The 18,235-nt window shown below is 71.1% G+C and carries 18 protein-coding genes; 7 read left to right on the forward strand and 11 right to left on the reverse strand.

The window, feature by feature from the left end; genetic code table 11:
* Positions 1-220 precede the first annotated feature (220 nt).
* Complete coding sequence (locus tag IF04_RS0132370) at positions 221-910, forward strand: FadR/GntR family transcriptional regulator (RefSeq protein ID WP_030266117.1); 690 nt, start codon at positions 221-223, stop codon at positions 908-910.
* A gap of 21 nt (positions 911-931) precedes the next feature.
* Here IF04_RS0132370 and IF04_RS0132375 read toward each other — a convergent pair whose 3' ends face one another.
* The gene (locus IF04_RS0132375; RefSeq protein WP_030266120.1) at positions 932-1,801 is read right to left on the reverse strand and encodes an alpha/beta fold hydrolase; all 870 of its coding nucleotides are present in this window, start codon (positions 1,799-1,801) and stop codon (positions 932-934) included.
* Positions 1,798-2,397, reverse strand: coding sequence for an SRPBCC family protein (locus IF04_RS0132380; protein ID WP_342668237.1), 600 nt, complete (start codon positions 2,395-2,397; stop codon positions 1,798-1,800). Before IF04_RS0132380 ends, IF04_RS0132375 begins: the two co-directional genes overlap by 4 nt.
* Positions 2,398-2,601: 204 nt before the next feature.
* On the opposite strand from IF04_RS0132380, the gene IF04_RS0132385 reads away from it, so the two are divergent.
* The 6 genes from IF04_RS0132385 to IF04_RS0132410 all read left to right on the forward strand — a co-directional run bounded on the left by IF04_RS0132385 (position 2,602) and on the right by IF04_RS0132410 (position 9,174).
* Positions 2,602-3,201, forward strand: coding sequence for an HD domain-containing protein (locus IF04_RS0132385; protein ID WP_030266123.1), 600 nt, complete (start codon positions 2,602-2,604; stop codon positions 3,199-3,201).
* Positions 3,202-3,247: 46 nt separating this feature from the next.
* Complete coding sequence (locus IF04_RS0132390; RefSeq protein ID WP_030266125.1) at positions 3,248-5,023, forward strand: NAD(P)/FAD-dependent oxidoreductase; 1,776 nt, start codon at positions 3,248-3,250, stop codon at positions 5,021-5,023.
* A gap of 327 nt (positions 5,024-5,350) precedes the next feature.
* Positions 5,351-5,800 (forward strand): RNA polymerase sigma factor, encoded by a 450-nt coding sequence (locus tag IF04_RS0132395; protein WP_030266127.1) that lies wholly within the window; start codon positions 5,351-5,353, stop codon positions 5,798-5,800.
* 102 nt (positions 5,801-5,902) lie between these two features.
* Positions 5,903-6,562 carry a hypothetical protein gene (locus IF04_RS0132400; RefSeq protein ID WP_030266129.1) on the forward strand — a complete coding sequence of 220 codons (660 nt, stop codon included), beginning with the start codon at positions 5,903-5,905 and terminating at the stop codon, positions 6,560-6,562.
* Between the two features lie 96 nt (positions 6,563-6,658).
* Positions 6,659-8,212: an ABC1 kinase family protein gene (locus tag IF04_RS0132405; protein WP_030266131.1), complete on the forward strand. Its 1,554-nt coding sequence runs from the start codon at positions 6,659-6,661 to the stop codon at positions 8,210-8,212.
* A 77-nt stretch (positions 8,213-8,289) separates the two neighbouring features.
* Positions 8,290-9,174, forward strand: coding sequence for an SAM-dependent methyltransferase (locus IF04_RS0132410; protein ID WP_030266133.1), 885 nt, complete (start codon positions 8,290-8,292; stop codon positions 9,172-9,174).
* Positions 9,175-9,287: 113 nt separating this feature from the next.
* Here the strand turns inward: IF04_RS0132410 and IF04_RS0132415 are convergent, their stop codons facing one another.
* The 9 genes from IF04_RS0132415 to IF04_RS0132455 form a co-directional block, all read right to left on the reverse strand.
* Complete coding sequence (locus tag IF04_RS0132415) at positions 9,288-10,535, reverse strand: wax ester/triacylglycerol synthase domain-containing protein (protein WP_030266135.1); 1,248 nt, start codon at positions 10,533-10,535, stop codon at positions 9,288-9,290.
* Positions 10,536-10,648: 113 nt separating this feature from the next.
* On the reverse strand, positions 10,649-11,992 hold the full coding sequence (locus tag IF04_RS0132420) for an NAD(P)/FAD-dependent oxidoreductase (RefSeq protein ID WP_030266139.1): 1,344 nt from the start codon (positions 11,990-11,992) through the stop codon (positions 10,649-10,651).
* Positions 11,989-12,612, reverse strand: a complete 624-nt coding sequence (locus tag IF04_RS0132425) for a flavin reductase family protein (protein WP_030266142.1) — start codon at positions 12,610-12,612, stop codon at positions 11,989-11,991. Before IF04_RS0132425 ends, IF04_RS0132420 begins: the two co-directional genes overlap by 4 nt.
* Positions 12,584-13,051: a type II toxin-antitoxin system RatA family toxin gene (locus tag IF04_RS0132430; RefSeq protein ID WP_030266144.1), complete on the reverse strand. Its 468-nt coding sequence runs from the start codon at positions 13,049-13,051 to the stop codon at positions 12,584-12,586. Before IF04_RS0132430 ends, IF04_RS0132425 begins: the two co-directional genes overlap by 29 nt.
* 30 nt (positions 13,052-13,081) lie before the next feature.
* Positions 13,082-14,377, reverse strand: coding sequence for an aspartate aminotransferase family protein (locus IF04_RS0132435; protein WP_211259888.1), 1,296 nt, complete (start codon positions 14,375-14,377; stop codon positions 13,082-13,084).
* On the reverse strand, positions 14,374-15,501 hold the full coding sequence (locus tag IF04_RS0132440) for an SDR family oxidoreductase (RefSeq protein ID WP_030266148.1): 1,128 nt from the start codon (positions 15,499-15,501) through the stop codon (positions 14,374-14,376). The genes IF04_RS0132435 and IF04_RS0132440 overlap by 4 nt, the downstream gene beginning before the upstream one ends.
* Positions 15,502-15,552: 51 nt before the next feature.
* Complete coding sequence (locus IF04_RS0132445; RefSeq protein ID WP_030266150.1) at positions 15,553-16,686, reverse strand: acyl-CoA dehydrogenase family protein; 1,134 nt, start codon at positions 16,684-16,686, stop codon at positions 15,553-15,555.
* A 63-nt stretch (positions 16,687-16,749) separates the two neighbouring features.
* Positions 16,750-17,712: a bifunctional lysylphosphatidylglycerol flippase/synthetase MprF gene (locus IF04_RS0132450; protein WP_030266154.1), complete on the reverse strand. Its 963-nt coding sequence runs from the start codon at positions 17,710-17,712 to the stop codon at positions 16,750-16,752.
* The gene (locus tag IF04_RS0132455; protein WP_030266157.1) at positions 17,696-18,190 is read right to left on the reverse strand and encodes a hypothetical protein; all 495 of its coding nucleotides are present in this window, start codon (positions 18,188-18,190) and stop codon (positions 17,696-17,698) included. The genes IF04_RS0132450 and IF04_RS0132455 overlap by 17 nt, the downstream gene beginning before the upstream one ends.
* Positions 18,191-18,235: the final 45 nt, after the last annotated feature.

Genomic DNA, 18,235 nt, shown 5'->3' on the forward strand with positions numbered 1-18,235 from the left:
GAACCCCGCTGCGGGGTGCCGGTCGGATCAGGCCCCGCAGCGGCGGCCGAGAAGAAGGAGCGCGCGCAGCGACATGCCGGGTACGGTAGCCGCAAACAACTCCTCAGACAACCTGAGGTATGCGCGGGGAGTCCGTACCGAACTGGTCAGGGGCCTGTGACGGCCGCCGAGTAAGCTGACCGGGAACTTCTGTCGGACAACCTGAGAGGTGGTGGCGGGTATGCCGCTCGGTGCCCTCCGCCGCAGCCCCCTGGTCGAACAGGCCGCCCAGCACTTGCGCGACCAGATCACCGAAGGACAGTGGCCGGTCGGCACGAAGCTGCCCGCCGAGACCGCCCTGGCCAAGACCCTCGGGGTGGGCCGCTCCACCGTGCGCGAAGCGCTGCGCGCGCTGGCCGGGGCCGGCCTGCTGGAGGCGCGGCAGGGGGCCGGTGTCTTCGTCATCGCCACGGAGCCGGACGAGGACTGGCCGACCCGGCTGCGCCGCGCCGCGGTGACCGATGTCTACGAGGTCCGCATGCTCGTCGAGGTACAGGCCGCGCGCCTGGCGGCGGAGCGCCGTACGGAAGCGGACCTCACCGCCCTGCGGGCGGCACTGGACGCCCGCCGTGCCGCGGCTGCCGGTGCGGACGCGGCCTTCGTCGACGCGGACATCGCCCTGCACGCCGCGGTCGTCGCCGGTGCCCACAACCCCGTACTCAACGACCTGTTCGCCGAATTCGTCCCCGCGCTGCGCAACGGGCTGATCGACCTGCTGGACATGCTCGGCCTGCGCGCGGACGAGCCGAACCACGGGGACGAGGCACACGCCGCCTTGGTACAGGCCGTCGAACGCGGCGACGGCGACGCCGCGGTCCACGCCCTCCAGGCCGAGCTGGAAGAGACCCTCGCGCGCCTCCACCGCCTCTGAACGTCACACCCTCCGAGTGTCTCAGGAGGCCAGTGCCTTGAGTACTTCGTTCAGCACCGTGGCGTTGTACGGCATGCTCGCGTGCGGGGTGTGGTCGTCGGGGGCGAGGTCCTGCAGGACGATGTTCTTGACGTAGTGGCCCTCGGTCTCCGCGAGCGCGCAGGAGGTGTACGGGGTGACCACGTCGTCGTACTTGGTGGCGATGACCGTGTAGCGGACGCCTGCCGAGGTCTCGCCGAGGTCGGCGAGCTCCTGCTGGAACGCGTGGTCCTTCTGGAGCTGCGGCCAGGCGGGAACGGTCACTTGGACGGCGCCCTGCTCGACCAGTTCCTTCGCGCCCGGGATCTGGCGGGCGAGATTCATCAGGCCCTGGGCCGTGATGCCGTGGTTGCTGGGGGCGATGCCGACGAAATTGTGCACCTTGGCCGCGCCGCCGAGCGCGTTCAGGTAATAGCGCGGCATCATGCCGCCCTGCGAGAAGCCGACCATGTCCACCTCTTGCGCACCTGTGCGCTGCAGTACCTCGTCGACGAATTTCCCGAGCTGCTTGGCGGATTCCTTGATGTCACCGAGCCCGAAGAGCACCGGGTTGAGGTGCCGGCCGTAATCCGGGCGGAAGATCCGGTAGCCGTTCTGCCGCAGCAGCGGGGCGGCCTTCGTCCAGGTGTAGCCGCGATTGCCGAAGGTGCCGTGGACGAGCACCACCGGGCGCGGGTGTTCCTCGGACAGCGGGAGATTCCAGTCGTCCTCGCCCGCTTTCACATCGACGGTGGCGATGAGCTGGCCCTCGCCGGCCTGCGCGAGTCCGCTCACGCGGTGGGGAGCCTCGGTGAGGTCCGTCGTGACGTCGTCCGTGTTGAGTCCGGGAATTTTCGGATTCGGGAAAGTCATGGCGCGTTCCTTCCCCGCAGGACGGCGCCTGCGGAATTCTGTGATGTCGGTGTCGGTGTCGGTGTCGGTGTCGGTGTCGGCGTCTGTGCCGAAGGTGTCGGTGTCGTTGCGTACCGTGCCGCTGCGGCGCGGAGCAGTCGTACGTAACAGCCCCACCTGACCGGGCGGGTCACACGGCCGGTGACCGCGCGCTCGGCGCAGTCCAGGCTGTTTTCGAAGGCCGCGTCGTGCAGCGGCCGGAAGAACAGCAGCCAGCCGAGCCAACGCATTCCGCGCGGCCGGAGCACCAGGGTGTTGCGCAGGACCGTGCGGTCGCGGCCGTGCGGCTCGACGGTGAATTCGTGGAAGCCGGGAAAGCCCTTCGGTCCGGTGAAGGCGAAACGCACCCACCGGCCCGGCACGTAATGGCTCACCACGTACCGGACCGGGCCGTGGCCACCGCGTACTCCGACCGCCAGCGGGCCGGCGAAACGTACGGGAGGCCAATCCGGCGGCCAGAGCCGATCGTTCTCGCTGCCGAGAGAGTCGAGCAGGGCGCCCACGGCCTCCGGCGGAGCGGGTAGCGAGCGTTCGTGGACATTCAGCACGGCGATCACGGTTCTCCCTTCGGCCGTTCCGCACGGTGAGGTCCGCCGGTGGAGTCTTTTACGGGGGATACGGCGCGGGAAAAGCGCGGCCCTGCCACGTTCACACCTATTGGGGATACGCCTCGGCGTGCCGAAAGGGTCGCCGGAACCCGGAGCGTAAGGACAGATGAGGCCGGCAACCGGCCCGGTGAACAGGCGAGGGGGACAGGGGCAATGGGGGTTCCGCAGGAGGTTTTCCCTGACACGTGGCGCCCGCTGCTCGCGCAGCCCGCCCTCGCGCGGCTGCGTGGGCAGCCCCTCGTGGACGAGGCGCTGATGGAGTTGCACCGGCGCCTGCCGCCCCGCGTCGCACTGCACTCGTTGCGGACGTTCCTGCTGGCCGACGCGTATGCGGCGGTGCGGGGAACCGGCTACGACCGCGCGGGGCTGCTCGCCGCCGCGGCGTTCCACGATGCCGGGCTGGCCGGGAGCGCTCCGCGGGTGCGTGGCGGATTCCCGTCCCGTTCGGCGGCGCTGCTCGACCGCTTTCTCGCCGAGCACGAGGTGACGGACGCGCGGCGCCGGGCCCTGACCGGGGCGGTGCGCGGGCACATGCGGCCGTTTCCCGTGCGAGGTGCTGGCCCCGAGGCGCAGTTGCTGCACTTCGGGGCCTGGCTGGACGTCACCGGGCGGGGCTGTCGCCGGCTGCCGGGAGAACGGCGGCGGCTGGCCGAGCTGGCGCCGACCCCGTGGTTCGCCGTCTCCTTCTCCGCCCGGATGGCCACCTGCGGGCTGCGCCGGGCACTGCCGAACGTCTCGGCCGCGGCCCGCTGAATGCCGGACGTATCACTCCCTTCCTTGTCGCGAAAGGACCGTGAAGATGCAGGAAGACCAGCGTGTATTCGATGTCGCCATTGTGGGGGGCGGCATCGGCGGGACGATGCTGGCGGCGATCCTCGCCCGCCACCGTGTCCGCGTACTGCTGCTGGAAGGAAGCGGCCACCCGCGGTTCGCCATCGGAGAGTCCACCGTCCCGGAGACCACATTCGGGCTGCGGGTCCTGGCGCGCCGCTATGACGTGCCGGAGATCGAACATCTGGCGACCAATGGCGCGCTGCGGCACCACGTGTCGTCGAACTGCGGCGTCAAGCGCAATTTCAGCTTCGTCTACCACCGCGAAGGCGAGCCCACCCGGCCCAAGGAATGCACGCAATACCCGACCTGGGGGCCGCCGCTCGGCCCCGACTCGCACTATTTCCGGCAGGACGTGGACGCCTACATGTTCCACGTCGCCGTTTCCTACGGCGCGACCGCCTACACCCACACCGTCGTCGACGACGTGAAGTTCGACGACGGCGGGGCCACCATCGTCACCCGGGAAAGGGGCGACTTCCAGGCGTCGTACGTGGTCGACGCGGGAGGAATGCGGGCCATTCTCCCCGAACGCCTCGGACTCCGGCAGGAACCGCCGTACCGTACCCAGTCGCGCACGATCTTCACGCACATGGTGAACGTGCGCCCCTTCGACACCGTGGCGCCCGCGCGGGAACAGCACGACATGCCCAGTCCCTTCAGTGAGGGCACGCTCCATCACCTCTTCGAGGGCGGCTGGATCTGGGTCATCCCCTTCGACAACCATGCGTCGAGCACGAGCGAACTGTGCAGTGTCGGCATCAATCTCGACCTGGACCGCTATCCGCGCCCGGACGGCCTGTCGGCGGAGGAGGAATTCTGGCGGCACGTCCGACGATTCCCCAGCGTGGCACGGCAGTTCGAGCACGCCCGCGCCGTGCGGCCCTACGTCTCCACCGACCGTACGCAATTCTCCTCGCAGCAGGTGGTCGGCGACCGCTGGTGCCTGCTGCCGCACGCCAGCGATTTCATCGACCCGCTTTTCTCCAGCGGGCTCGCGGTCACGGTGATGGCACTCAACGCACTGGGGCACCGGCTCATCGAGGCGGTGCGGCAGGACGACTTCGACACCGCCCGGTTCGGGTATCTCCAGGAGTGGACCAAGCGGATGTTCCGCTTCTACGACGACCTGGTGTCCTGCAGTTACGTGTCCTTCGACGACTTCGAACTGTGGAACGCCTGGAACCGCGTCTGGACCATCACCACGCTCTACGGGACGAACGCCCAGAACCAGACCGCCGTGGCCTTCGAGAAGACCCACGACCAAGGGGTGTTCGACGCACTGGAGAAGGCGCCCTACCGGGGACTCCAGGGCGTCGACAATCCATGGGTCGAGCAGCTCTTCCACCACTCGCGCGACGCCGTACTGGCCTACCGCGCGGGTGAGCTGTCGAAAGACGAGGCCATTGCGCGCATTTATGCGCTGCTGCGGGAAAGCGGGCTGTGTCCGTCCGTCTGGGGCACCCTCGATCCCGAAGACCGCTGCCCGGCCGGCGTGTTCACCCTCTGGCCCCTGATGAAAATCCTGCTGTGGGGCAAATTCCGCTCGTCGCAGCACGTACGGGGCAAGTACTTCACCGGCGGCGCGCGGCTCGTGGGCAAGGAGGCGGTCCAGAGCTACACCACCGAATTGCTGCGCAGTACCTCCCAAGTGCACCAGACCGTACGGGACATGTGGTTCAACTGGAACCGCGACTGGATGCGGCGGCCGGCCCCGCGCTCGGCGTCCGAGCCGCGCGACTAGCCCTTTCCTGCGAATACCGGAAGGGGATTTCATATGCCAAGCTGACAGTACCGCGACAGTGTCGCCCGAAAGGGCCTCCGCATGAGTGTCAGAAAATCGGACGGTGCATGAAAAATCATTCCTGCTCATGCGGAAGAGAGAAGTTCCGGTTTGTCGTCCCGGCGCCTCGGGTAGGAAATCCATACGGCCGAGAAAAGGAAATTCGACCGTGGTTTCCCCTGCTTGACCGAGAGGTAATGGGCCACGATTCCCATGGTGCAAAATACCGCCGGCCAATCACTCTCCGCGTGCTCCTGGGAAGAGCTTTTACAGCACCGGGACCGTCTCATGCGATTGGCTCGCCGCAGACTGCCGAGCGCCCAGGACGCCGAGGACTGCGTACAAGAAACCATGGTGCGCGCGGCTGCGCACTCCGCATTGGACAGAAATCGGCTGGGGCCGTTTCTGACATCCGTCGCGCTCCGTCTCTGCATCGACTTCTACCGCGACGTGGAGCGCCGCAGGCGCCTGCTGCAGCGTGCGGCGCTCCCGGACGAGCCCTGGACGACCGAGGAGGACGTCTGTGACGAGGACTTCGGCAGATGGCTGCTGGCGCAGGTTCGTCAGCTGCACGGCCGGGAGCAGGAGGTAATACTCGCGCGCGCCGCCGGCATCTCCACGGCGGAATTCGCCCGGCGGCACAACATCTCCATCAAGGCGGCCGAAGGCGCTTTCACCAGAGGGCGCGCGCGGCTGCGAATGGCCTGCGCGAAGGCCCTGGAAGGCCGGGCGACATGATTTTTCGCGATAACCCTGCGCTCCGGAAAGAAATCCCTTTGTGCGCGGTGGCGCAGCACCGCACACGATCACGCCGCACCACGAACGAAAGGAACTCCGCTCATGTCGAGCAACAAGAACATGCAGGACATCTTCAAGGACCTGGCGGGCGATATGGCCGACAGCGGAAAGCAGGCGTTCGACGACATCCTCAACCGGCCGGGAAAGAAATCCGGCTCCGACAACCCCGTACAGACGCTGGCCGGGCTGCCCGGGAACGCCCTGGGTGCCCTCTCCGGCGCCGCCAACCCGGCCGCCGCACTCGCCGGCGCGGTCAACCCGCTGGGGGCGGTGGCGGATGCGGCGGGCAACCCGCTGAAGGCGCTCACCGACGCAGCGGGCGGCGCGGCGGGCGCCGCCAACCCGCTCGCGGGCCTCGCCGGTGCCGCCGGTAATCCGCTGGCGGCACTCCAGGGCGCGGCCGGCAACCCGCTGGCCGCACTCGGGGGCGCCGGCAACCCGCTGGCCGCCCTCGGCGGAGCCGCCAACCCGCTCGCCGCGCTCGGCGGCGCGGCCGGCGCGCTCGGCGGCCTCGGACAACTGGCCGGCGGCGCCGGGCAGGCCGCCGGCGGCGTGGGCGACCTGCTCACGTCGCTCTCCACGCTGCCGAACCAGCTCACCCAGCTGCTCGACATCCTCCCGAAGCTGATGCAGGCGCTGCAGAGCCAGGCCGGCGGTGCGCTGCAGAGCCAGGGCGGCGGTCAGCAGGCCTCCCAGAGCTGACCCGCCCGCCCATCCGTCCCGCTCGGCCGGTCGTGTCGAGCACACACCGGCTGTCGGCCCTCGTACACAGAGCTCGACCGAGGAGGAACACACACGGTGGCGTCTGTAGTCGGTGACCGGTTGCGTCTCGTGGTCAAGGTCCTGGGAAACCTCGTCGCCGACGAGGTCGGACAGGCCACACGGAGACGCCGCCGGTCGAAACGGGACGAACGGTCCCCGGCGGAGGCCGACGCGGCCTCCGCCGGATCCGAGGAACGGCGCGCCAAGGCGGTGCGCCACGCACTGGAGAGCCTCGGCCCCTTCTACGTGAAACTCGGCCAGATCCTCTCGACACGGCCCGACATGGTGCCCGAGTCGATCAGGGACGAGCTGCAGAACCTGCACGACCAGGTCGACGTCCAGCCGTTCTCCGTCTTCGAACCCGTGCTGGCACAGGATCTCGGCCCGGACTGGAAACTGCGCTTCGACGACATCGACACCACCACCCCGCTCGGCGCGGCCTCGCTCGCCCAGGTGTACCGGGTCACGCTGCCCGGCGGCCGGCCGGCCGTGGTCAAGATCCAGCGGCCCGGCATCCGCGAGGGCGTCCTCGCGGACATGGCCCTGATGCGCCGCGCCTCCAAGATCGTGGCCCGCGTCGCACCCCGGTTCAACGAGGTCATCGACACCGAGGCGATGCTCGGCTCCGTCTTCGACGCGATGGAGCCCGAGCTGGACTTCACCGGCGAAGCGCGCAACATGGACGAGGCCCGGCAGTACATCCGGCGATTCCGCACCCTGGACGTGCCCAGGGTGATGCACGCGGGCCCCAGGGTCCTCGTCCAGTCGCTGGCCCCCGGCTCCTCGGTACGGCACATCGACCGCGCGCACTTCAGCGACGACGAGCGCATCGAGATCGGCAAGGACCTGCTGCGGTTCATGTACCACGGGTATTTCGTCCACCGTATGTTCCATGCGGACCCGCACGCGGGCAATGTCTTCGCCGTGCCCGGCGGGCCCGCGACGGTGATCGACTGGGGCATGGTCGGCCGCCTCGACCGGCGTACCAGCCTTCAACTCCTGCCGCTCTTCATGACGTTGGCGCAGAACGACGGTGTCGGGCTCGCGCACCACTGGGCGGAGATGGGCCGCATGACGGCGTGGTCCAACATGCCGGCCTTCACCGCCGACATGGCGGCGTTCGTCCCCAAGGTCTCCCACCTCTCGCTGGACGACCTGAACTTCGGCGTCTCGCTCACCACCGTGCTCGCGAAGGCCACCAAGCGGGGCATCGGCTCGCCGCCGGCCGTTTCGCTGCTCGGCAAGTCGTTCGCCAACCTCGACGGCTCGGTGCGGTGCCTCGCCCCCGAGATCACACTGCCGGAGGTGTTCAAGGGCGAGGTGCCCAAGATCCTGCTCGCGCTGGGCCGCGAGTTCCTCGGCGGCAGCCAGTTCGCCCGCAACTCCATGGAAATGCTGCTCGCCGCCGTCACCAGCCCCGAGCAGGTACGCGGCGTACTCGCCGACATCGCCAACCGCCAGTTCGCCTTCAACGTCCACGAGCCGCGCACCACCGCCGCCATGGGCGGCCAGCGCACGACCCGCGCGTCGGGCGGCCTGCTGGCGCTGGGTGCCCTGGCGCTCCTGCTCGGCCACCGCCGCGCCCGCTGACCCGGGCACGCGGCCGTCACCCACCACGACGGTGAATCGGCCGACAACGACTCACCACGACGACATGGAGGTTCACCGTGCCGGACACCACAGGATCGCAACGCACCTCGCCACCGGGCACCACGCTGCCGGACGGGCTGTCGCCGGTCGCACTCTGGACGGCGGCCGCGCACGCCGCGGAGTGCGAGCGGGCCGCGCCCTACGTCCGCGACCCACTGGCCGCCGAATACCTCGACGCGGCAGCCTTTCGCGGCGGACCGCCCGGCGAGGGCCTGCTGCAACGGCTGCTGCCCGACTGGGCGGTGGTGCGCACCCGCTTCTTCGACGACTGTCTGAACGCCGCGACCCGTTCGGGCTGCCGTCAGGTGGTACTGCTCGGAGCCGGCCTCGACGCGCGCGCCCACCGGCTCGACTGGCCGACCGGGGTGCACCTCTTCGAGGTCGAGCACCCCGCCGTACTGGACTTCAAAGAGCGCGTACTGGATGGCCGGCGGCCCTCCTGCGGTCGCCGCAGCGCCGTCGCCGCCGACCCGGCCGGGGCCTGGGGCGGGGAACTGGTCGCCGCCGGGTTCGACCCGCGGAAGCCCACCGCCTGGCTCGCCGAGACGCTGCTGTACCACCTGTCTCCGGAGACGGTGGAGTCGATCGTCGGCACGATGACGGAGTTCTCCGCGCCCGGCAGCACCTTCGCGGCCGAGTGCGTGAACGCGGAGGCCTCCTCGTCGTCCTTCGTGGCGCCCTTCCTCGACGCGCTCGCGAGCACCGGGCTCGGCTGGCGCTGGCAGCTGGGCGAGCCGGAACGCTGGTGGGCGGAGCACGGCTGGGACGCCCAGGTGGCCGACCTGTTCACGCTGCCGTACGTGATGCAGCGGCTCTCCCCGTACCTCCCGATCCTCACCGCGGGCGCCGCGAAGTGCGTCTTCCTGATGACCGGGACGCTGCGCGCAGAGCCGGACGACTGAACACGGCACACTGCATACGGACTGCAGGCGTACTGCATGCAGACGGACCGCATACGAGGAGCCCCGGACGCCGAGTCCGGGGCTCCTCGTATGCAGTGTGCCGTCGACTCACGTCACGGGGCCCGCTCCAGCTCCAGCAGCGCCGCGAGCCACAGATCCGGCAGTTCGTCGGCAGTCGCCAGGGCGTCGTCGTGCACCACGGTCAGGCAGGCGACGTCGTGCTGACTGGTGAGCGTCGTCAGGCACCGGATGCCGGCCGCCAGGTCGGCGAAGACGGCGGTACGCCGGGAGGCGGCGCCGCGGTGGACCAGGGCGCAGCCGAAGTTCACGCTGCTCGTGGGGGCGCCGATCACGTTGCCGTTCACCATCCGCATGCCGATCCGGGCGCCGATCGCACGCGGGGTGGCCGCCAACAGCAGGCGGACGGCGTCGCGCTGCCGGGTCCGGCGCAGCCGGCCGGTGTCCGCCATGACGCGGACGAGCGCTCGCCGCGGTGACGGTTCGTCACAGGGCAGCAGCAACCGGGCGGTCACCATCCGGTTGCCCGGGGCGTACTCCTCGCCCGGCGCCCGGACCGACATCGGCACCGCCACCGGCAGCGGCGGATGGAGTGAGCCGGTGTCCTTCATGTGCCAGGCGTGGACGGCGTGGGAGAGGGCGGCGAGGTACACATCGTTCACCGTGCCGCCGTGCGCCCGGCCGATGGCGCGCAGCCGCGCCAGCGGAGTGTCCGCGTGGCACACGCTGGTGCGGCCGCTGCCCGGCACGCTGAAGGCCGACCGGACGCCTGACGGGCGGAAGGCGGCGGCCACGTCGCCGAAGGCGCCGGCTAGTCCCTTGGCGGTGGGCCACGAGCGGCGCTGCGGGACCAGCCCGCCGCCCCCGGGATCGTCGTCGAGGAGGGCCCGTACGGTATGGGCGGCGCCCACCCCGTCCTGGAGCGTGTGGTCGGTGCGGTAACAGAGCGTGTAGCTGCCCGACGGCCCGTGGAGCAGCCAGACTTCCCAGGGCGGCCGGCCGCCCGCGCTCATCGGGCCGGACAGCATCAGCCGGCCGGCCAACGCCCCGTCGGGGTCATCGGGCAGCCATGCCTCGTGCACGTGCTGCTCCACGGAGATCCGGTTGACGCGCTGGAGCGTCTTGCGGTCACGGACGATGTGGTAGCGCAACGCCGGGATGTGGTCGGCGCGTTCGGCGACGCGCGCGCGGAGGGCGTCCAGCGTCGGCGGCCGCCCGCCGAAATCGAACATGAAGCTGAGCGGCAACGGCCGGCCGCCCATGGCTCGGTGATAGGCGGCATCCGCCGTCCCCATGGGCAGGGACGGCAGCAGGTCCCCGTCATTGCCGGGGTGTGGTCGCATCGTGGAACTCCCTGTCGGGTGTGGGGTGACAGTGACTCGGACATACGGGAGGGCCGGGCCCGGCGGCGGTCAGTACGCTCGTCGTGGGCCGGGCCCGGCACCGTGCAACGCGCTCAACAGGTCCGCCGCGCGGCCCGGCCGAGCGCGTCCACGTAGGCCCGCAGCACTGGGCGGCCGGCGCCGTGGACGGGCAGCCGCGGTGCGCGCGACCGGTGCCACGGCAGCGGTTCGCCGGGGTCCGGATCGCCGAGCAGGGCCCCGGCCACGTGCGCGCCGTGTGCCACGGACATCGCCAGGCCGTGCCCGCAGCAGCCGCCGATGTACCAGACGTCGGGGCAGCCGGGGACCCGGCCGACCACCGGCAGGCCGTCGCCGGTCATACCGATACGCCCGGACCAGCGGTGGGTGACCGGCACCCCGGACAGCTCCGGGTGCAGGGACCCCACCCACTGCTCCAGCCAGGCCCAGGCCCGCTCGCGGACGGCCTGGACCCGCCGCGCGCCGAGTCCGTCCGGGGCCAGCGCCGTGCCGCCGCCCGCCACCAGCCCGCCGTCCGGGAGCAGCCGGAAGTACGGCGCCATCGGTACCGCGTCGACCACGGAGCAGCCCGCACGGCCGCCCAGCGTTTCGTACGCCGTCGAGCTCAGGGGAGCGGTGGCGACGGCATACACCTCCAGCGGAAGGACCGTGCCGACCGGCAGGTCCAGCGCTCCCGCGGCGGAGTTGACGGCCAGCACCGCCTGCCCGGCCTGGACACTGCCGTGCGGGAAGCACAGCTCGGGGCCGATCAGCTCCCCGGCGCGCGCCGCCCGCAGCGGACTGTCCCCGTAGAACCGCACGCCCTTGGCGGCGCAGGCGCGGGCGAGGGCACGGGTGAGCGCGGCCGGGTCGAGCGTGGCCGCGGGGCGGTGGAGCAGTCCCGCGCTGTGGGGGAGGCCCACCCGGGCGCGGATCGCGCCCCGGGTGAGCACCGGCACGTCCAGGCCCAGCGCCCGGTACGCCTTGGCCTGCCGGGCGAGGGACACCAGGCCGGCCGGCGCGCGGGTCGCCACGAGCTGCTCACCGGGCCGCAGCCCGCACTGCACATCGAGCCGCGCGCACAGGTCGAGTACCTGGTCCACCGCTTCGACGCTCGCATGGTGTATACGGCGTGCGGTCGACCGGCCGAAGCGGCGCAGCGCCTGGTCGACCGGCGGGCCGGCGCGCGGGCCCAACAGGCCGGTGCCCCGGCCGCTGGCCCCGGCGGCGGGCCGCTCCGCGTCCACCACGACGACCGCGAGCCCGGGAGCCCGGTCCGCGAGGTGGTAGGCGCAGGCCAGCCCCGCGAGACCGGCCCCGACCACCGCCACGTCCGCCGTGACCACGCCCCGGAGCTGCGGCTGCGGTGGCAGCTCCGCGTCCGGCGCTCCGCGGTCCGCCGGTTCCCAGCAGGGTGTACCGGCCGGCGGCCGGCTCATCCGGCGCCGTCCGTCATGGGCGGCCCGGCGAGGGACCGGAACCCGCGGTCGTGCCACAGCAACGGCCGCCCGGCGCCCACGTGCACGGCCGCCACCCGCCCGACGACCAGGTGGTGGTCGCCGTACCGGCGCACGTCCTCCACCAGACACACCGACCAGGCCAGCGAGTCCGTGAACACCGGGACACCGAGTACGTCGCAGGTGTCCGTACCGGCGAACCGCTGCGCCGCGGGCGTCGTCGGGCTCGCGAACCGGGCCGCCAGGTCGCGCTGTTCCTCCCGCAGCAGGTGGACCGCGAAGACGCCGACGGCACGGACCGCGCCGAGCGTGCGGGAGCCGTCGCGCAGGCAGGCCAGGAGCAGCGGCGGCCGGGCCGACACCGAGGTGGCGGCGGAGACGGTCATGCCGAGCGGGCCGTCCTCACCACTGGCCGTCACGACGGTCACCCCGGAGGCCAGCTTGGCGTACAGGGCCAGGCAGCGTGCGGCACCGGGGCCCGGCTCGTCGCGCAGCGGGTCCCACCGCGCACCGGCCGGGTCATCGCCCGTCCAGGGCCGCGGCCCGCGCGCGGGAGCGGCGGCCGTCGTCCGCTCAGCCACGGGCCGCAGCCGCGCAGTCATCGAGCACCTCCGCGTCGACCAGGCCCGCGAGAATGCGGGCGATGTTGGTACGCAACGTGGACTCGGCCACCGGGTCGAGGATCTCCGCAAGCGTCGGGATGCCGAGGTCGAAGGAGGCGGTGAAGACGATCAGGGTGCCGTCGTCGGAGGGCGCGCAGCGCCAACTCCCTTGAAATGTCTGGAAGTCACCCTCGGTCTGCTCGAAGGTGAGGGAGAGCGTCTCGGGCGAGAACGAGTCCCGCTCCTGCCACCGCATCAGGCCGCCCCGGAAGGAGACGACCCAGTCCGAGACCACGGAGCCGTCGGGCAGCGGGGGCTGCACGGTGACCTCCCGTACGGTGTCGGTGAGTTCGGGGTACCGGCGGAAGTCGGTGATCCGCTGGTAGGTGTCGGCCGGTGCCAGGCCGCGGGCGATCGCGTGCAGGGATACGTGGCGCATGGGTGTGTCGCGTTCCTTTCCGTACGGGGGTCAGCCGGCCATCCGGGCCGCTGCGGCGTTCAGGGCCTCGGCGAGGGCGGTGAAGAACAGGTCGAGGGCGGCGCCGTCGACGAGCGCCGGCGGGGTCAGCCGCAGCACCCGGTTGGAGTTGAGCGAGTGGTTGACGAGCACGTCGTGCGCGATCAGTTCCAGCAGGAGTTCGCCGACCGCCCGCTCCTCGGCGAACTCGATACCGATCAGCAGCCCCTTGCCGCGTACGTCACGGACCAGGCCGCCCTGATGAGGAGCGCACGCGGCACGGACCCCGGCGAGGATGTGCTCGCCGAGCGTCGCGGCGCGCGCCACGATCTGTTCCCGCTCCATCGTCTCGACGGTGGCGAGCGCGGCGGCGCAGGCGATCGGGGAGGCGCCGAAGGTGGAGGTGTGCAGGAACGGGTCGCGGCCGAACGGGGCGTATGCCTCCTCGGTGGCGGTCATCGCGGCGACCGGCACCACCCCGCCGCTGAGCCCCTTACCGACCAGGAGCACGTCCGGGCGGACGTCCTCGGCGTCCACGCCCCACCACGTACCGAGCCGTCCCAGTCCCGTCTGGATTTCGTCGACGACGAACAGTGCACCGAATTCACGGCACAGCGCGGATACTTCGGTCAGGTATCCCGGCTCCGGGATGCGTACTCCGGCCTCGCCCTGGACCGGTTCCAGGATGACGCACGCCCGGTCGCGGCGGGCGGCGAGCGCCTGCTTGAGGTCCGCCGGGTCACCGTAGGTGACTTGTGTGGTGTCCGGGAGCAGTGGTTCGAACGGCGCCTGGTACTTGGGGTTGGCCGTGACGCTGAGCGCGCCGAGCGTCTTGCCGTGGAAGCCGTGCCGGGTGGTGATCACCGCGTTGCGCCCGTGCGCGCGGGCCAGCTTGAGGGCGGCCTCGGTCGCCTCGGCACCGGAGTTGACGAAGTGGACGTAGTCGAGCCCCGGCGGCGTGTGCGCGGCCAGGGCCTGGGCGGCGCGCGCCCCGACCGGTTCGAGGAAGACCCGGGTCGAGAGCGGGTGGGTGTCGATCTGGCGGTGCACGGCCTCGACGACGGCCGGGTGCCGGTGGCCGAGGATGAAGACGCCGTACCCGCCGAAGTCGAGGAACCGCCGACCGTCGTCCGCATACACCCAAGGGCCCTCGGAGCGTACTTCGCCCATGCCGCCCAGCACCCAGCCCATGACCGCCCGGCCGGAACCGACGTGCTTGCGGTACAGCTCGACGAGGTCCGAGCCGCGGGGCAGCGGTGCGGTGCCGGAGCCCTGCGGGGCCCGGGCCGCCGGTGCCGACGGGGTCACGACGCCACCTCCGCAACGGACGCCTCGACCGTCCGGGCGCGATGCCGGCGCAGTACTCCGGAGCGGCCCTCGGCCCAGCTCTCCAGGTTGCGGACGAGCGCGGTGCGGATGTCGGCATGGGAGGGGGGACTGCCGCAGTCGGGCCCGCCGAGGGAGGACGCGAAGGGCAGCTCGCGCTGGAAGACCAGCAGCAGCTCCGCGTAGTACTGGAAGCGCCGGCGCATCGACTCGGGCAGCGAGGTGCCCTCCAGCATCGGCAGCAGCAACCGGTGCACCGCCTCGACGGGGATGAGCCGCGGCCGGGCCGGCCGCGGCAGACCGTGCTGAACGGCGAACTCCCCGCAGGTGTCCGCGATCTCGCGCAGCAGCGGGGCCTCCGCACCGGCCGTCAGCCAGTACTCACCGCTGCCCACCCCGCCCCGGATCAGATCACCGATGGCCCGGGTCACGACGTCCTGCGGGACCATGTCGATCCGGGCGTCCGGGGCGCCGGGCAGCACCGGCACCTGCCCCAGCACCATCGAGCCGATCGCCTTGGTCAGCCCCTGCTGTCCGGCGATCCGCCCGGTGACGGAGTCGCCCATCACGACCGACGGGCGCACGATCGCGCCGGGCACACCGGAGGTGCGCACCATCTGCTCGGCCGTGATCTTGGAGTCGAGATAGGCGGCGGCGCCCGGGAAGCGCTGCCGGTCCTCCTCGGTCAGCGCGCTCGCCACGAAGGCGGTGCTCACCAGGTACAACGGTGCGTCGGCCCGGGCCGCCAGGTCGAGCATGGCCTCCGTGCCGAGGGTGTTGGTCCGCTCGATGTCCTTGGGCGGGGTGCGCCAGTTGGTCTCGGCGGCGGAGTGCAGCACCAGGTCCACTTCGAGGGCGAGCCGGTGGTACGCCATGGGGGACAGGCCCAGTGAGGGCGCGAGGAGGTCGCCCTGGATCTCGCGGACCCGGTGATCGTGCAGCGGCCGGTTGCGGCGCAGGCAGACCAGGTCGAAGCCGGGGGACAGCTCGTCGATCAGGGCGCGTCCGAGTACTCCGGAGCCCCCGGTGAGCAGCAGGGTGGGACGGTCGCCCGGCGCGGACCGGGATGCGGGCGGGACGGCGGGACGCAACGAGTACTGCGGCATGGTCGGATTCCTCCCGACAGGTATGTCGGCGGTCGTGGTGCGGTGGGTGGGTCAGGCGATGACGAGCGGCCGGTCGGCGAGGTAGTCGCAGAGCGGGCCGGTCATCCGGGAGCGGGAGGGCGGGTGCAGGGCCAGCCCGTTGGCGCAGGCGGCCAGCTGGCCGACCTCGTCGGAGCTCATGAAGTTGAGGCCGCCGAGCAGTTCGACCGCGCGCGGAACGATGCCGGCGATGGCATCCTGAATGCCGTATCGCGTATACAACGCCGCGGCCAGCGCTGACTCGCCGAGGTCGCCCTCGTCCACCCGGCGGGCGATGCCCTCCGCCGCGGCCATGGCGGCCTCCGACTCGACGAGCAGCCGCACGCGGTCGTGGTCGGGGACCCGGTCGTTGAGCAGTACCCGCTCCACCAGGGCACTGGCCACGCCCAGGTAACTGCCCGACATCAGGAGCTGGAACCAGACCAGCCCGGCCGTCTGGAGGTCGTCCAGCCGCGCCCCGGCGGGCGTCGCCGTCCGCAGCAGGAGCTCCGGCGGTACCAGGACGTCGGTGAGGGTGACCTGCTCGCTCTCCGCGCCGGCCAGGAAGGCGCTGGACCAGAAGCCGCTGACGCTCAGCCCTTCGCTCTCGGCGGGCACCAGCGCCACCGCGAGCTCGTCGCCCTGCCCGTCCTCGCGGGGCACGACGACACTCGCGGTCAGCATGTCCATGGAGCGGGCCAGGCTGCACGGGCGCTTGACCCCGTTGAGCCGTACACCGTCCTCGGTCACCGTGGCGGTCATCGACGGGTCGAGAATGCCGGCGCCGCGGCGCCCCTCGGCGAAGCCGGAGGCGATGATGCGGTTGGTCGATGCGGCGCCTTCGATGAGCATCCACTCCAGGCCGTCACCCAGGTCGCCGAGGCCGACCAGGGTCGCCATGGAGAAGTGGTGCATGGTGGTCGCCACGGCCAGCGACGGCGAGCGGCTGCCGATGGCCCGTTGCACCCGCACTGCGTCCAGGGCGGTGGCGCCCCGGCCGTGATGCGCCTCGGGGACCAGGAGCCCGGGGCCGCCGCTGTCCCTGAAGAGCCCGATGCCCGGACTGCCGGGCCGCTCCAGCTCCCGCAGCGGGATCTCCCGGAGGGCGGGGTCCAGGTCCGGCAACAGCTTGGCCAGCGTGGTGCGTTCACGCTCGAGAAATCTCATGGACGTGCAGTCCTCCAGGGTGCGGGGGGAATGAGCAGGACGGGCCCCGCAAGGGCCCTCCGTTCACAGGGCGTTGGCGGCGCGCATCAGCTGCCAGACGGCACCGATGCGGGGCTTGCCCTTGAAGGCGATGTACTCCGGGATGACCGCGTGCGGCGCCCACTTCTCCTTGTATTCGAGCTGTGAGGCCGCCGGGTAGATCGACTGCCCGTGCTCTGCCAGGAAGCGCGCGAACCGGGCGAACGTGCGGCTGGCGCCCGGTACTTCATGCTCCGCGGCGAGTCCGGTGAACGGCGTGAAACCGAAGTGCAGCCACCCGGCGCCCTCGGCCGTGAGACGTTCGATGACGGTGGCGTTGAGCGCCTCCATCACGCCGGGCGGCGCGTCGGGCAGCCGCCGGCTGAGGTCGTGCAGCCACCCGGGACGGCTGCCGAAGACCGGTGAGTAATTGATGTAGCCGACCGCGGTGCCCTCGATACGGCCGACGAAGAGCCGGCGGTGCCGTTGCAGGTCCCCGGTGCGCTGACCGACGAGGAACCGCAGCTCCTTGACGTGCCGGCCCTTGTCCCGCAGCCAGTCGCGGTCGATCCGGTCCAGCTCGGCGGGGTCGTCGCCGACCCGGACCTCGGCCACTTCGAGCCCTGCCCGCCGGGCCCGCGAGATCTTGTTCCGCAGCCGCACGAAGCGTGAGCCACGCAGTGTGAAACGGGCCAGGTCGACGGCGTACGAAGCGCCGAGCTGGTTGACCGTGAAGCCGTGCTGCTCATACAACTCGGCGTCTTGCCGCTGCAGTTGTACCGCGACGAGCCGGCGTCCCGCGTGCGCCACGAAGGAGTCGAGCAGCTGCGCCCGGTGCTCCGCCGCGGTGAACGGACCGCCGAATTGGAGGACGTACCGACCGGACCTCGTATAGGCGCAGGTGCCGGCGAACCGGTCGCCGTGGAAGTATTCGTTCCCGCTGTTCAGTGCGAGAAAAGCGCTGGGGTTGTCGCTGTATTCGGTGAGAGTGTCAAGTGCCGACGGCATTCGTGCCCTCCAGCGGGGGCCGTGCGCCGCCGACGGTCGTTTCCGAGTACTGCTTCTGGAATGCCCGGTAGGCCGGGTTGGTGTGCGGTTCGAAGGTGACGCCGAAGGGTTTCAGGGAATTCCCGAAAAGCGCCCGGTCGCCCATGAGATGGATGGGCAGGGCGAGCAGTGCCCATTCCGGCCCGTGGATCAGCGTCCACACGCCGGCCAGCACGCCCGCCGTGACCAGGCTGTGCATCACGTTGTAGGCGACGTAGTAGCCGCGCGGGATGCGCTTGTCCGCGCTGCGCCGGAAGGCGATGGCGCCGGGAATGTAACCGATGACGTCGATCGCCAGAAAAAAGCCGGCGAACACTCCCCAGCGGATCTCCGAAATATGCTGGTAGCCCAGCACGAGTGACACCGCCAGAAAGGCCAGCCATTCGAGCCTGGAGAGTGCGAAGGTGGTTTTCGTCTCGAATCTGTTCTTGGCGTCCACGGGCGCTCCAAGAAGTGGGAGGCCGTTGGGGCCCGCCAGCGGCCG

It is taken from the genome of Streptomyces violens (assembly GCF_000717745.1).
Taxonomy (GTDB): domain Bacteria; phylum Actinomycetota; class Actinomycetes; order Streptomycetales; family Streptomycetaceae; genus Streptomyces; species Streptomyces violens.